Here is a 14372-nt window from a genome sequence, read left to right on the forward strand (position 1 = left end):
TGTATCAGGACGCTTTAGATATCAACATGGGGAAGGATCAGATGGTGTCGCGATCTGTTATGTGGGTACGGGCCCTTGTCGCCAGCGCTTCATTGATGGCATTGACCGCTCACGCCGCAACCGAATGTGAGCAAAATTATTCGTCCAGGCCCAGCGCTGACGGTGGGACCATCCATCAGAGCTTCGTCGGTCTCTACGGCGCCGACACTGCTCAGGCCATGACGAGCCTTGAATCCAGCGCACGAAAGATCGGGTTCCAATCGCTCGGCGAGCCCCACGTCGCTACTGACGGGCTCATCACAATGGCGGTCGCCCAAAAGGCATCCGTCACGGCGCGCGGCTTTCCGATCGTCATGGCTGTTTCGCCCCAGACCGACTCGGCAATCATCGCGTTCCAGCTGGCCAAGGGCGTTACCGCGGCGACGGCGATGCGCAACATTTGCTCGTTCTTCGACGCGGCTGGCCTGAAAGGCACCGCTGCAAATGCAAGCGGCGAAAAGAGCGTCGCCAATGCTCAGCTGGCTCTTCCGCTGCTTGGCAGCCTCAACGGGACGCTAAACGAAGCACAGGGGGCGCAGGACACAACGATGGCAAGCCAGGCAGCCAGGGGCCTGGACGCTGCGGAGGCGGCTAACGCGCGTGGCGCGGCACCTGCCATTCCCGACAAGCGCAAGGTACTTACGCCCAGGTCTGTTTTAGATCCGAAGGCGGTCGACGCCAGCGCGCTTGCCGAGGGCACCGCTACCATCAGTGGCTTCACGTGCGGTCTGGTGGGTGGCCAGCAGCAGCCCGCAGCTGATCAGACCATTACCCTGTTCCCCTATAGCCCGTATCTGAAAGAGGCGATCGACCTCGTCGACGCGAATCGCTACAAGGGTGCCAAAGTGAAGGTAGACATCGACAAGCGTGTCTTCGACACCCGACTCGACGGCAAAACCAACAGCAATGGCGATTTCCGTTTTACCCGCTTAAAGCCTGGCCGCTATCTGGTTATGACGGTCTTCAGCGGATCGGCCACCAAGATCCACAACAACCTCCGCTCGTCCTACGACCCGTCCCGAAACACCGTGTACGAGTGGACCGAGCAGGAGGAATCCACCTCATCGGCAACCGATGTCCTGCAGGCCGATGTCACGGTGAAGCAGGACGGTCAGGTAGTCGACGGGGTGGTAGTAAAGCCTATGGGTAACGGTCGGTTCTTCCCTGTGCTCAGCAGTGTCTGCAAGTGGCATCATAAGGACTGATGCTCCGACAGGCGCTACATCGCCTGTGAAGAGAAAAACAACGAAGAGGAAGTGCCCCGGAAGCATCGTGGATTCGCGACATCAGACCGTAACGCTCATCCGCTTACGGGGTGAGCGGAATTTCTGAGTCTTCGGCGCGAGCACGGCGGATGTAAGCAGCGAGTGCCGCGTAGCTATCGTTGCGTGGAACTTCTGTTTGACGCCCCACGCCCTGTGTCGCTGACAAACTCAACAACCGGTGGGCGACCCGCTCGGGCCGCCCACTCCAGCATCAGTCAGCGCACGCCGACTTTGCTGTTAATGTGAATAGGGCGAGTTCTCGCCAGTGCCCGCGCCCTTCCATGGACCGCTGGAACTCGTCATCGGACATACGGTCTCCAACTGTCTTAGCGCGTCCGTGTCCTGGGGCGTCCAGGAACGCCCATCAGGGTAGTTGGGCGGGTCGCAGGCAAGCGTGTACATCCACTGACCGGTGTAAGGCGCAATAGGTATCCAGCACGGATCAGGAATATTCATTCCGTACCGACAAAACACAAACGGATCGTTGTCACGATAACGAATGGTGTCGTATTGCGCCGCCGTGCCAGCTGAAAAGAGCAGCCCGGCGAGTGCTATCCAATATTTCATGTGGCAAGTCCCTGTACGTCCCATGATCGGTCCGGTGCGACTCGGCACCGATCCGGAAATGTCGAAGTCATCACGCCCGGCGCCGGGCTATGCGCTTTTTCACCCTGGACGACCGTTGATTGGTCGACGCATGCCGATTGTATCCAATTCAGCGGCTTACGCGCCCCGACTCGCTTGCTGCTCTCCGCCATGGTCAGGACAAGCCCGGCGTGGCCGGACCCTGTGGCTGACGCGTCGGCTGTTTCTGCGCCTCGTCCTGTGCGGGAGCCTGCAACGCTGTGGCGCTGCTTTGCTCCAACGGTGTGCTGACGGCTTTCTGCGTCTCGACTTCAGCGATTTTCTTCAGCGGCGAGTTCAGGTCGCCTTGCACGGCATAGGCGCGCGCGGCGTCTTCGCTCAAAACGACCTGATCGATTCGGCTAAGCCCTTGTGTCCTGGCTTCCGCAGTCAGTGAGCCGGCGAACTGGCTGCTCTGCTGGTCGGGCGTGCGCCCATGCCGGGCGTCGATGCGGTGTACTCCGTCCAGGGCCTGGGTGAACATGGCATGGTCGGGATGCCTCTTGTCATCGAGCCGGAGGGCGGGTGGGATCTGCCTGGTAGCGTCGACATGTTTCTGCTGGTCGATGGCGGCCAACGACCGTGGGCCGGCAACGCCATCGGCCTCGAGATGGTGGTCGCGCTGGAACGACTTCAGTGCCGCCTCGGTGCCAGGGCCGAATTTGCCGTCGGTATGCAGCGCGTTACCGGCACCGTCCTTGTAGCCGAGCCTTGCAAGATTGGCCTGCAGCATGCGGACATCTTCACCCTGCATGCCTGCCTTCATGGTGTGACGTGCCGCGTCGGCCTGCGCCGGCTGACGCTCGCCTTTTTCCAGGCGATCCATGAGTTCGGGCGTCAGTTTTTTCTGCCACTGCTCGAAACGGGCCTCGCGGTCTTCGAGACCGTTGTACTTGCCGTTGACCGCCTTCGTAGCTGCTCTGACATCCTCACGAGCGTTCTCGGGAACACGGTTTTCCCAGTACCACGTGGCGATCTTGGAGGCGTTCTTCGGGTCGGCGGCCAGTTCGGGATGCTTGACCAGGTCGAGGTCAAGTGCCTCGCCCGCAGCGCGGTAGTTGTCCTTGCCGGTGAGCTGGATATAGCCGCGTCCGTGGTATTTCCATCCGTCGCCGGGCTCGTCGTTGCCGTTACGGCCGCCGTACATCAGTTCGGCCAGGTGCTCGGGCTTGCCTTGCAGGGCTTCCTTCCGCGCGGCTTCGAGCACCTTAGGGCCCTCGCGCCATGCGGACTGCACGGGGATCTGCGAGATGTCGCGGGTATAGCGAAAGCTTTCCTCGAGCCGGTTCAACCCATTGGACTCATGGGTAACCTGTGCCATGAAGTTGGCCAGTTCTTTCGGTGACGTGATGCCCGCCGCCGCTGCGTCGTTCAGCACCTGAGTTTCACGATCAATCGCCATATGTAGCTCCTGTCTGACACCCACTTTCGAGATCGCATCCTGCGAGTACAGCACCCATCGGCCATGACGGGCATGTCATCGCCCCGGTCAGGGCAGGGTCACCTCAGGGAGGTGCGACGGATCGAAGTCGGCGAAGGTCACCTCGCCCAGCGTCTCGGGTGTGAGCACCAGTTGCCGGTGCTCTCCCGATTCATTCTCTTCCACCTGACGAACCACGCGGGCGACCAGCCAGGTGCCGGCCGCGGGCGTGTAGCGAAAAGTGAATTCATCCGACCAGCGCTCACGGCTGCCTCCGCCGTTTGCGATGGTGAAACCGCCCTCGTCGATGCGCGTGTACCCGTAAGGATCGCCGGCGAGTCCACCACTGGTCGAGCTGGGAATCACGGCGAGGCTGGACCCGACCCGTTCAAACCGGCCTTGCGCGTCACGCAGGAGAACCATCAGCTCGCGCGCGGGACCGTCGCCCAGCCTTGGCAGGCCGGAAACGGGAGGATCGAGCACGAGAAGGGCGCCCTGCCTTCCGTCTCCGGTGAGATCGCCGATCAACATGTCGAGGATTTTCGCCCCCTTTGTTGCGAACGCCTTCAGTTCATCCATCTGGCACGTTTCCCGTCCTGTCCGTCCCACGATTCTAATGGACCGGGTTCTCCGCCTGTCCACTCTGGAATGGCATTTACGGTATTCGCCAGTACCTTCCGGTAGCGGGCCTGCCCGGCGTACATCAGACCGACCGCTGCGGTTGCTGCTGTTGCAGGGCCAGATCCTGCTGCTGCATCTGCCCCTGCACGGCGACGGCGGGCTGGCTGGCGGTGTGCTGGGCTAGCGTTGCGGTGCTCTGTTCCAGCGGGGTCGCCATCGCCTGTTGGGTCTGCACCTCGGCGATCTGCTTGAAGGGCGAATTGAGCTGTCCCTGCACCGCGTAGGCCCGGCTGGCGTCATCGCTGAGTGCGATGTGATCGATGCGCGTCATGCCTTCCCTCACCGCGCCCACGGTCACCGAGCCGGCCAGCTGGTGGCTCTGCTGATCGGGCGTCCGCCCGTACTGAGCATCGAGCTTGTGCACAGCATCGCGTGCCTGCAGGAACATGCCGTTATGAGGGTGATCGGCGGAATCCAGGCGAGGGCCCGCGTGATTGAGCTTGTTGAGCGCGCCCAGCGTCTTGTCGCCCGCGACACCGTCTTTTTCCAGGTGGTTTGCCTGCTGGAAACGCTCGAGGGCAGCCTTGGTATGCGCACCGAAATGGCCGTCCGGCTTGAGTTCGTGGCCGTTTTCGTCACGATAGCCGAGTCGCTTGAGCGCTTCCTGCATGTCCTGCACGCGCTTGCCTTCATCACCTTTGCGCAGGACATCGGTCGCGTGTTCCGGTGCGTGTGGCGCCGATGGCGCGGCTGCCTTTTCTGCCGCTGGCGCGGAGGGTGCGGAGCGCACCGGCGCCTGATCCTTCGCCGGTGTGCCATGCATCGGGGCGGGTTCGTGCGTACGGAACTCGGGCTTGGCACGCAGGGCGCCTACGACCTCCATATTGGTGTGCCAGTAGCTGCCTTCTTTCATCGTCACCTTGCCCGGTCCGCCGTGGGTCTGCGAGCCGATGAACTCGAGGTTGCCGTTCGCGTCATAGCCCTTGACGATGCCGACGTGCTGGTCCGAGCCGGTACGATTTTTCAGCATGATGATGTCGCCGGCCTGGAGATTGCCGGGCGGCTTACCGCCTGCGGCGGGTGGGATCACATCGAAATGCTGCTGGCTATAGGGAGTCACGTGATGGCCGTTGTACAGCTTTGACGTAGCGAACGCCTCGTTGCCGACGTCGTACCCGGCGTCCTTGAGGCCGCGCCAGACAAAGGCCGAGCAATCGACGCCGCGAAGACCGTCGTGATCGTTGTCCTGCTCGTTACGGCTACTGTCGGTCGTCCTGTTGCCGACCTTGTTCCAGGTCTGCATGTCGGGCCGGCCATACTCATACCCAACGCCTGAGTTGAAGAAGTGATCGTTGGCGTGTTCGTAGATATCGCGACTCATGGCATTGTCTCCGTCGAGGTCACTTCAGGCCCATGGAATAAACGTCGATCGCGTCCGCGTCGACCCACCCGGCGACGCAGCCTCCGGTGAAGTCACCCGAGGTGCCGATCCACTCGCACTTCGTGGCCGGAGGCGCACCCACCCACTCCACCGGAAAGCTCTGGCACAGATGATTGCCCTTGCAGTCCGGTACGCGATCCGCCGGGAATGCCTCAACATAGTAGCGCTGCACTTCACCCGACTTCTTCGCCACGCCGACAATGCAAAGAAACTGATGTGCCTTGAGTTTCGCCACCGGCTTCGAGTGGTCGGCGTCGAGTCGCGTGCCGAGCGTGGCGCCTGCGGCGTCGATCACCTGGCCGAACAGCATGTCGTTGTCGCAACCGGAGATCTCAACGGCATGACTGCCTGACGTACAGGCGGCATTGCCATAGCTGTCCTTGTGGCACTCCGCCTGCGCGCCCGGATCCATTTTCAGAAGCAGCGCCTGCTGGGCAGCGACGGTCGGGACCTGCGGCGTCGCCGCGAGGGCGGTGCCGGCGAACACACACAGTGCGAGCAGGCCCGAGATGCGTGGAGAGATCATGGATGTTCCCTGAAGTTGAAAGTATCAAGCCGTGTGGCAAGCCCCGGACCCCGGAGCTTGTCGAAAAAAGACGCTTCGCCGCGACCCGGAGGCCGCCGCCGTCACATACCGTGCCCCGTTCCCGGTAGATGGGGCAACGGTTGATGAGCGTGTTCCGTGCCTTGCTGCGGAGCTTTCACAATGCGGTCGAGTACCTCGGTACTTTTCTCCACGGGGGTCGCCACGGCTTGCTCAGTGGGAACTTCGGCGACGCGTTTAAGGGGTGAGGCGGGATCGCCCTGCACGACGAAGGCGCGGCTGGCATCGTCGCTAAGCGCCGCGTGATCGATGCGCTGCATGCCCTCCCTGTGTGCGGCGACGGTCAGCGCGGCCGCGAGATTCTCGCTCTGCGTATCAGGGGCGCGTCGGTGTTGCTTGTCCAGGCGGTGCACGGCATCGCGCGCCTGCGAGAACAGGGCGTGGTGCGGGTGTTCCGGCTGGCTCATCATCGGGGCCTGGCACATGCCCGGCATTTCGCCGACGGCGTACCCATAGCCGGGGGCTTGACGGTGACGGTGGTGCGGCTTCACGGGCTCGGGCGTGAACTCACCCGATTCCTCCATGACGCTGCGCTGTTGCTCCATCTCGATCAGGGGGTCGTTGTCAGGGCCAGTGTTATCGTCGGGCAGGAGACGGCGCTTCGATGCCTTGGCCATTTCGCGAGCGGCGCGACCTTTCGCGTCGTGGCCGGGCGAGGGCAGGGGATGACCCACCTCGCCACTGGCCAGGCGATCCATCACTTCAGGCGTGAGCCGTTTTTCCCAAGCGCTGAAGCGGTCGGCACGATCCTGCAGGCCGTTGAGCTTGCCGTTGACGGCGCGGGTCGCTGCCCGGACATCGGTGCGCGCGTCTTCGGGCACGCGGTTTTGCCAGTACCAGACGGCGATCTTCGACGCGTGCGTCGGATCCGCGGCCAGTTCGGGCTGGGTAGTGAGGTCCATATTGAGGGCATTGCCAGCCGCCAGGTAATTGGCCTTGCCAGTCAGCGGAATATAGCCGCGTCCGTGATAACGAAACCCGTCACCGGGCTCATCGTTACCGTTGCGGCCGCCGTACATCAGTTCGGCAAGTTTCTCAGGCTGGCCGCGCAAGGCGTCCTTGCGAGCCGCATCGAGCGCATGCGCACCCTGACGCCACGCAGCCTCCACGGGAATCTGGGTGATCCCCTTGGTATAGCGGAAGCTCTCCTGAAGGCGATTCAACCCATTGGACTCATGGGTAACCTGGGCCATAAAGTTGGCCAGTTCCTTCGGAGAGCGTATACCCGCCGCATAAGCGTCGGACAACACTTGTGTTTCGCGGTCAATCGTCATGTGTAGCTCCTGTTTGACTCTCGGCCGGCCTTGCTCCCTGCGTTGCCGTTACCCGCCGTCCAGGCGAGGTGTCACGAGGGATCAGGGAAGCGTCACCTCCGGCAGCTTCGACGGATCGAACTCCTGAAAACTCACGGAGCCCAGATCCTTTGCCGACAGCTGGATGGCCTTCTGCCTGCCAGTTACGCTGTCTTCGACTTTTCGCGCTACCTGGGTGACGAACCAATCTCTCTTTTCTGCCGAATACGTGAACGTGTATTCGTCCGACCAGTGTTCACGACCACCACCGCCGTTGACAATGGTGAAGCTGCCCGGGGCGACCTTGCTGTAGCCGAAGGGATCGCCCGAGCTGCCGCCGCACTGCTCGCATGGCACGAGGTGCGCATTGGACGCGACTTTCTGCAACTGCCCAGAGGCATCGCGCACCAGTACTACCACCTCGCGTGCCGGGCCTTCACCGAGTTTGGCGTCCGCGGGTGCCGGTGGGTCGAGCACCAACAACTCATCGGCGTGGCCATCGCCATTGAGATCGCCTTTTTGCGACTCAAGGATGCGGGCACCACCGGTCGCGAACGCCTTGAGATCGTCCGCCGGAGCAGGCGCGCCCACGGCCCAGCCCGTCCACGACAACGCGGCGACCCAGAGCAAACCGTAATGAGGGGAAAGCTTCACGTTCATCCTTTTCGCGTCGGAGCCGGACCAACCGCATTAGGACGTGAGTTTAGCCGGAAGAGGTTGCGGAGGGACGTCTTCCGGTCCGTGCATTGTGCGTTGGGTCACATTGTGACCGTGGTGCCTGTGTGAACGACTATGGGCAATTCGGCTTCATCGCCAAGGCAATGGCTGTAGGCGGTATGCAACCGGCATTGCCTGCCCCGGGAATACCGGGTGCGCACTGGGCAGCAGCAGTCGACGCATGAACCAGCAAAATCAGGAGCACGAACTTAATACGTTTCCATCGATCATCATAATTGGCCGTTATTTTGCGTGGTTACATATTTCATTGCATCTGCTTGCGCGGCACTATTCGCGCCACCAGTGTTCATCGAGCGGGTTTCTGGCGCCTGCGCGGAGCCTGCGCCTGCCAGCCCTGCCCACCCCTAGCTGCGAACCTACGTCACCGAACGAATGCGGCAGCCATCGGTGGCGCCATGACATGAGAGTGGAAAGCAAGAGAACGTCGCGAGGTATCTCGCGGCGGCGATGGCCTTCATCATTTGCATCTCTGTAGTGACTATCTTGGACCGTACGACGAGCGCGAACATGGTTCCTATCCTGATAATCGACGACAGTGATCCGAACACATCGTACGACGTTAGCGTAGGTTCTAGGGGTACTGCACTTGCTATAGAGCACGTGGAAAGTATTTTCTGATCTGCAACCACGCAATGCGCGGCGCCCCGGCCGCGCGAGAGAATCCAGTGGTCCAGACGGTTACGCTATTAGTTTACTCGCCGGGGTACCGTGCATTTACTGTAAATAACCTGGCAGGTCCCCCGGCAGGCAGAAAGTGCTCGCTGTTCCGCAACTCCGGTGGATTCACCAGTGTCCCAGTTCAGGCCGCCCCCGTTTATCTTTTGGGTGAACGCCGCGCATTGGTTGTGAAAAGCAAATATCACTTCGCACTTTACGCCGCCTCCGCGGGCGCACGTTTCAACGGCCAATCGCTCAGCTTCACTGCGGGATTGCCTGTTTTCTACAGTTCCCGCTTCACCGGTGACGTCATCCATAGCGAACGCCCCCCATGTCTCCTCCCATACCGGTTGGGGGCCGACGGACTGGATACCTGACGCACCGCTGTCAGAACCTTGTGAATACGGCGAATTCGGCGCCGTTGGCGGAATGCAGCCTGGGTTACCAGCGCCCGGGATTCCTGGCGCGCATTGCGACCAGGCTGACGAGGCATAGGCGCAAGCAAATAGCAAGAAGGGCAGAGCCTGTTTCATCACGCGATTTCCCAAATTACGTGGAGCTGCCGGTTTTCACCGTATCTGAATTGGTGGGTCGATTATTCCCACATGACCCAACGTGAGTCACCGGCCGCGCTTGATCCCGCTGCGCGGGCTGCGTGTTACCGCTCAAACCCGGCGCACGCGTACTCATTGCATCCGGCCGACGCTGAGCATTGGCACTTGATCTTGCCACCGAGCTAGGATTGCTCACGGTATCAAACGACGAGTACGCTGCAAATGGCCCCAGCTTACCCTGGAAGAGTGCGGCAGCCATCGGCGGCGCCATGACGATGAAAGTGGAAAGCAAGAGATCGACGCCGCCCTGCTGTAGTGCTTCGACGATAGTTATCCGACCTGGATCTCAGGCTTTTAGCGTACGGGGTGGGGGACACTGCACTTGCTTAAGATCACGTGGCAGTCGTTCCTGATTTGCGGAGAACCCGGTACTGTTGGATGGATGCATCCTGGATTGCCAGAGCCAGGAATGCCGGCGCCGCACTGTGCCCATGGTGCCAGAGGTGAAAGCAGTACGAATAACAGCGCGGCTTGGCAACCGTTCGGAATCATTCGATGTCCCATCGGATGTGTTCGTCCGTTGGCCGTCGGTTTGACCACGATCTGTCGTGTGGAGCATGCGAGAAGTGCTTGTTCATGCTTGATCCGAATCCCCGAGTGCTTCCGAATTCTGCGTAACAAGCGTTCGCTACCCGAAAAGCCAATATCCTGACGTTCATATCCACGTCGATACGCATGGGCACGAACTGTCGGATGCGACGACTTGCCAGGCAAAGCTGTGACGCGAACGCAGTCGGTTAGTTCACTCGTTCCGGCATGCTGCAGTCACTATAAACAACGCGGCAAGATGAATCGCCGCATTCGGTCAGTGCGTTCGATTTTGCCATGCTGACGGTTGGCGCAGTTGATGTGCCCATGATTCCGCCGGATGGCTTCTGCGCGATCGCCGCGCACTGGTTGTAATACGACACTGCGATGTCGCACGACGTCCCGCCACTTGAACTGCACTTCTGGAGCGCGTCGTGTTCGGCGGAAGACTTACTCACTGCCCCGGTAACGATACCTACGTGTCCCCGTGGGTCGACCGAGACCGCCCCCCATCTGTCTTCCCATCTGGCAGTCGGAGCAGGTTGGGCCGGAAGCTGATCGCTCCCCTGATAATAAGGCGATCCCTGTTGGGTAGGAGGTACGCAGCCCGGGTTGCCAGCGCCTGGGATTCCAGCGCCCACACCGCGCAAGTCATCAGTGTCGCGCTAACGAATGCCAGGACCTGTTTCATCATTGTGGAGTCTTTCCGGTTCCGGTGAGTGACGTAAATTTACTGCCGTCCTGGACGAATCGGGAGCTACTCGCTCCGGAACATGCGGCGGAATCGAGCGAATCATAGCTAGACTGCCCATCGTGCCTATTTTCCACAATGGTATTTGCAGGCTGAGGTGGCGGCGTAGTCACCGCAGCCTGCTTACCGTGAGCAATGGCCGCCTGATCCTGCCCACCAAGCTGGGATCCGACGCCACTGAACGACGAATACGACGCAAACTGCCCCAGCGTGCCCTGGAAAAATGCTGCGGCCATCGGCGGCGCCATGACAATCAGCGTCGACAACAGAAGGCCTGCGCCTCCTGCTGCAAGGCCACGCTGTTGATACCGTCTGTGCTGCCGATATTGTCGAACGTCGCGAGGTACTTTAGCGCGCTTACGAGCACGACGGTCAGGAGGTGCGAGTGAGCGCGCGGTGTCTATGCCGCATACCAACTATCTCCCAATAGTACCTTGGCCTGCTCAAAGAGCAGGCGGATTGATGAGATAGGACCTAAGCCGGCGACGAAGGCCAAGTTGGCCTTATTTAGTAGCAGCGCGTCGGCTGTGGCAACGTTCTCCATCTGGGCGAGGTCGTCGTATGGACTGGAACGGGCTGGTACGGTCTGCCGCTTGGTTTACTGCTCGATACGGCGCGCGAGGTATCTTGGCGGCACTCCATCACGAAAGGCGGAGTGGTATGACCGTGCGTTGAGCGCCCATATCAGTTCACTCGAACGGCATATGTACACACGTTGTACAGGACGCTGCAGTGACTTCTTCCGCATCGGTTTAGTACCCGAGCGGTCGCCTCAGTAGCGTCGGCGGCGGTGGCGCTGCTAATCACACTGCTGCCCGGTTCCTGAGCGACCGCTGCGCATTGGTTAACGAAGCTGACGACTATTGTGCAGTGGTCGCTGCTTCCACCAGATTCGACGCATCGCTGCGTCGCAACCTTTACCGCTTCGCTCTTTGAGGTGCCGTCGATGTCGCCACCAGCAGCTCCATTCATACGATCTATCGCGATAGCTCCCCATCGATCCTCCCAGATAGCTGGCGGCGCGGGTGGCGCAACAGCTCCGGTCTCGCCCGGTTGACCGTACGGTGATCCGGGGGCACTCGGAGGTACACATCCTGGATTGCCGGCCCCGGGAATTCCCGGGGCACACTGTCCAAAACTCAGCGGGGAGTAAGCGATCATAAGAATCGCAAATAACCTAAGAGATGTCATGAACGGAATGATCCATCACTATTTGGCGAACGATATTTAATAGAGTCGGCTTGCGCAACCTGTGAGCTGTTTCCCAGATTATTTCCGACATTCAGATTCTGCGCTGCATTCGCACGATATCCACTGGAGTCACCCCCTGCGTCGCCCGAAGTGCGCACAGACGGCATATACCCGGACTCCCGACACCCATCCTACCCTGAGCTATCGCCTGCTGATCCTGCCCCCCCCCCCCCCGAGCTGGGATCCGACGTTACCGAATGACGAATACGACGCAAACTGCCCCAGCGTGCCCTGGAAGAACGCGGCGGCCATCGGTGGCGGCATGACAAGCAGTGTCGACAACAAGAGACCGACTCCGCCCTGCTGCAGTAATTCGACGATAGTTATCCGACCTGGATCTCAGGCTTTTAGCGTACGGGGTGGGGGACACTGCACTTGCTATAGATCACGTGGCAAGTCGTTCCTGATTTGCAACCATCCAATGCGCGGCGCTCCGCCCGTTCCTGGGTCGCACCAGTGTTACCGTTTATTGCACCGCCACCAGCCTCCTGGACCATGGCGGCGCACTGATTATTAAAAGTCGCCAACACTTTACAGTTGCTTCCACCGTTCCTCCGGCACATATCCAGTGCGATACGTTCTGCTTCGCTCTTCGTATCCCGGTCCTCTACCGTTCCACCTCTGTTTTCTGCGTCCATAGCTATCGCGCCCCAACCGCCAACCCAGTGCACGGCAGGCGGGGCGTTAATGCCCGGCGCGTCTCCAGCTTGATGGTAAGGAGAACCCGGTGCTGTTGGAGGCATGCACCCCGGATTGCCGGCGCCAGGAATTCCGGCGCCGCATTGTGCCCATGCTGCCAGAGGTGAAAGCAGTACGAATAACAGCGCGGCTCGGCAACCGTTCCGCATCATTTCATGTCCCATTTGATGTTTTCTTCCGTTGACCGTTGAGATCTACTGAACGCGGACGGGCAGTGCGCACGGACTGTAAGGAAATCTGCATGTTCGCTCGTCCCCACATTTCGTCACGACTCGCGATTCCGCACGAGATCTTGTAGCTGCTGTCGCGCTGCTTAAGATACCCTTGGCTAACTGCGTGATAGCGGCACACTGGCTGTAATACGTGAGTACGACCTCGCAATGAGTTCCGCCTTGCTCCTCACATTGTAAAAGCGCCCTCCGGCACAAGATATGCGGGAAGCACACTGCGACCATGCCAACGAGCGTAAGCAAGATAGACGAGGGTATTTATGAAGTTTTTCTTGCCAGCTCGCGATCCGTCGTGCGGTACCTAGTCGACTCTGATGCGGCCAACTTGTTGCAACCTCTTGACGGACGAGGCGCGGCGGACACTGCGAGGCGTTAGTCGACTCTCTCAGCGAGGCTGCAGGCACTGTAGACGATTTGGCACGAAGCCGTATCTCCACACTCTTCCTTGGCAGCAGCCTTGGCGACTTCAAGGGTCGGACCGCTAGCACTTCCCATCACTCCTCCCGTGGATCGCTGAGCGACGGCGGCACATTGATTGCGATACGCGACGGAAATGGCGCAGGCCTGGCCTCGGTTCTCGCGGCATTGGTCCAAAGCCTCACGCTTTGCCTCGGCCTGCGTCTTCATGTCTGTCGATACGCCGGCACTTCCTGTGCTGGCATCCAGGGCCACGGCGCCCCAGCGTTCTGCCCATCGCGCTGCGGGAGGTGGAGAGCTATACGAGGACGAATTGGCATCTCCCTGTTGGCCGTAAGGGGAGCCAGGTTGCGTCGGCGGAATGCATCCCGGGTTCCCGGCGCCGGGAATTCCCGGCGCGCACTGCGACCAGACTGCATTGCTAAAAAATAGTGTGATCGTCAGTAGCAGGATTTTTGTAAGCTTCACTCGACTGCGACTCACCCTGTTGGAACTCCTTGAGCAGGTGTACTGCCTGCAAGCGCTTTATAAAAGCTGGCATTGTCCTCAAGGGTTGCAGGACGACGCTGTTGATGCCGCCGGTGTTGCCGATGCTGGCGAAAGCTCTCGTTCAGTTCACTAGCTCTGCCAAGCGTCGGAAAATAAGCCACTACAATTATTAGCAAAGGATCTTACTGAACGCGTACAGGATGTGCACATAGCGTAGATGTCACTTCGCAATCTTTGCTGTTACCGCATTTGCGAAGAGCTCGCGCAGATGCTTCATTAGTATCTGCCGCTGTGGCTGGATAGACCAATCCACCGCTTGTTTTCTGAGCGATTGCGGCGCACTGGTTAACGAACGACACGGTGACCTCACACTGTGTTCCACCGGAATGTTCGCATCTTTGCATCGCCAGTTGGATAGCATCGTCTTTCGACGCTCCCTTGTAGGCACCGCCCGCCGCCCCGTTTTGATAGTCAATGGCGATCGCACCCCAACGGTCCTCCCACACTGGAGCAGGACCTGCGTTGGGAGGCGGAAGATTCGGATCGCCTGGTTGCGCGTACGGGGAGCCCGGTGCTGTTGGAGGGATGCACCCTGGATTGCCGGCGCCAGGGATTCCGGCGCCGCACTGTGCCCACCCAAGCGGTGTGTAAGCGACTGCCAGAAACCACAGTAGGATCTTGGACTTCATACT

General features: G+C 60.3%; 15 protein-coding genes and 1 pseudogene. 1 reads left to right on the plus strand and 15 read right to left on the minus strand.

Going from position 1 to position 14372, the window contains the following annotated elements:
- Positions 1-26: 26 nt before the first annotated feature.
- Positions 27-1244 (plus strand): hypothetical protein, encoded by a 1218-nt coding sequence (locus FA85_RS16545; RefSeq protein WP_156108781.1) that lies wholly within the window; start codon positions 27-29, stop codon positions 1242-1244.
- Positions 1245-2064: 820 nt separating this feature from the next.
- On the opposite strand, the gene FA85_RS21110 is transcribed toward FA85_RS16545, so the two are convergent.
- The 15 genes and pseudogenes from FA85_RS21110 to FA85_RS22790 form a co-directional block, all read right to left on the minus strand.
- Positions 2065-3330, minus strand: a complete 1266-nt coding sequence (locus FA85_RS21110; protein WP_051943833.1) for an XVIPCD domain-containing protein — start codon at positions 3328-3330, stop codon at positions 2065-2067.
- An 87-nt stretch (positions 3331-3417) separates the two neighbouring features.
- Positions 3418-3927 carry a hypothetical protein gene (locus tag FA85_RS16555; protein WP_036114766.1) on the minus strand — a complete coding sequence of 170 codons (510 nt, stop codon included), beginning with the start codon at positions 3925-3927 and terminating at the stop codon, positions 3418-3420.
- 124 nt (positions 3928-4051) lie between these two features.
- A complete protein-coding gene (locus FA85_RS21115; RefSeq protein WP_051943831.1) occupies positions 4052-5350 on the minus strand; it encodes a peptidoglycan-binding domain-containing protein in 1299 nt (432 codons plus the stop codon).
- Positions 5351-5369: 19 nt separating this feature from the next.
- Positions 5370-5936, minus strand: a complete 567-nt coding sequence (locus FA85_RS16565; protein WP_036114763.1) for a hypothetical protein — start codon at positions 5934-5936, stop codon at positions 5370-5372.
- 101 nt (positions 5937-6037) lie between these two features.
- Positions 6038-7288 (minus strand): XVIPCD domain-containing protein, encoded by a 1251-nt coding sequence (locus FA85_RS21120; protein ID WP_051943829.1) that lies wholly within the window; start codon positions 7286-7288, stop codon positions 6038-6040.
- An 81-nt stretch (positions 7289-7369) separates the two neighbouring features.
- Entirely contained in the window at positions 7370-7960 is a 591-nt protein-coding gene (locus FA85_RS16575) for a hypothetical protein (RefSeq protein ID WP_156108780.1), read from the minus strand.
- A 770-nt stretch (positions 7961-8730) separates the two neighbouring features.
- On the minus strand, positions 8731-9234 hold the full coding sequence (locus FA85_RS22755) for a DUF4189 domain-containing protein (protein WP_081907547.1): 504 nt from the start codon (positions 9232-9234) through the stop codon (positions 8731-8733).
- Positions 9235-10052: 818 nt separating this feature from the next.
- The gene (locus FA85_RS22760) at positions 10053-10484 is read right to left on the minus strand and encodes a DUF4189 domain-containing protein (RefSeq protein ID WP_197056561.1); all 432 of its coding nucleotides are present in this window, start codon (positions 10482-10484) and stop codon (positions 10053-10055) included.
- A 49-nt stretch (positions 10485-10533) separates the two neighbouring features.
- Entirely contained in the window at positions 10534-10860 is a 327-nt protein-coding gene (locus FA85_RS21970) for a hypothetical protein (protein ID WP_156108779.1), read from the minus strand.
- Between the two features lie 418 nt (positions 10861-11278).
- A complete protein-coding gene (locus FA85_RS22765) occupies positions 11279-11785 on the minus strand; it encodes a DUF4189 domain-containing protein (RefSeq protein ID WP_081907545.1) in 507 nt (168 codons plus the stop codon).
- Between the two features lie 222 nt (positions 11786-12007).
- A pseudogene (locus FA85_RS22770) lies at positions 12008-12154 on the minus strand (type IV secretion system protein); the annotation flags it as partial.
- A gap of 38 nt (positions 12155-12192) precedes the next feature.
- A complete protein-coding gene (locus FA85_RS22775; protein ID WP_081907544.1) occupies positions 12193-12708 on the minus strand; it encodes a DUF4189 domain-containing protein in 516 nt (171 codons plus the stop codon).
- 30 nt (positions 12709-12738) lie between these two features.
- Positions 12739-12999, minus strand: coding sequence for a DUF4189 domain-containing protein (locus FA85_RS22780; RefSeq protein WP_428977065.1), 261 nt, complete (start codon positions 12997-12999; stop codon positions 12739-12741).
- Between the two features lie 147 nt (positions 13000-13146).
- Positions 13147-13674, minus strand: coding sequence for a DUF4189 domain-containing protein (locus FA85_RS22785; RefSeq protein WP_081907542.1), 528 nt, complete (start codon positions 13672-13674; stop codon positions 13147-13149).
- A gap of 188 nt (positions 13675-13862) precedes the next feature.
- Positions 13863-14369, minus strand: coding sequence for a DUF4189 domain-containing protein (locus FA85_RS22790; RefSeq protein ID WP_081907541.1), 507 nt, complete (start codon positions 14367-14369; stop codon positions 13863-13865).
- Between the last annotated feature and the right edge of the window lie 3 nt (positions 14370-14372).

The organism is Luteibacter mycovicinus, assembly GCF_000745235.1.
Taxonomy (GTDB): domain Bacteria; phylum Pseudomonadota; class Gammaproteobacteria; order Xanthomonadales; family Rhodanobacteraceae; genus Luteibacter; species Luteibacter mycovicinus.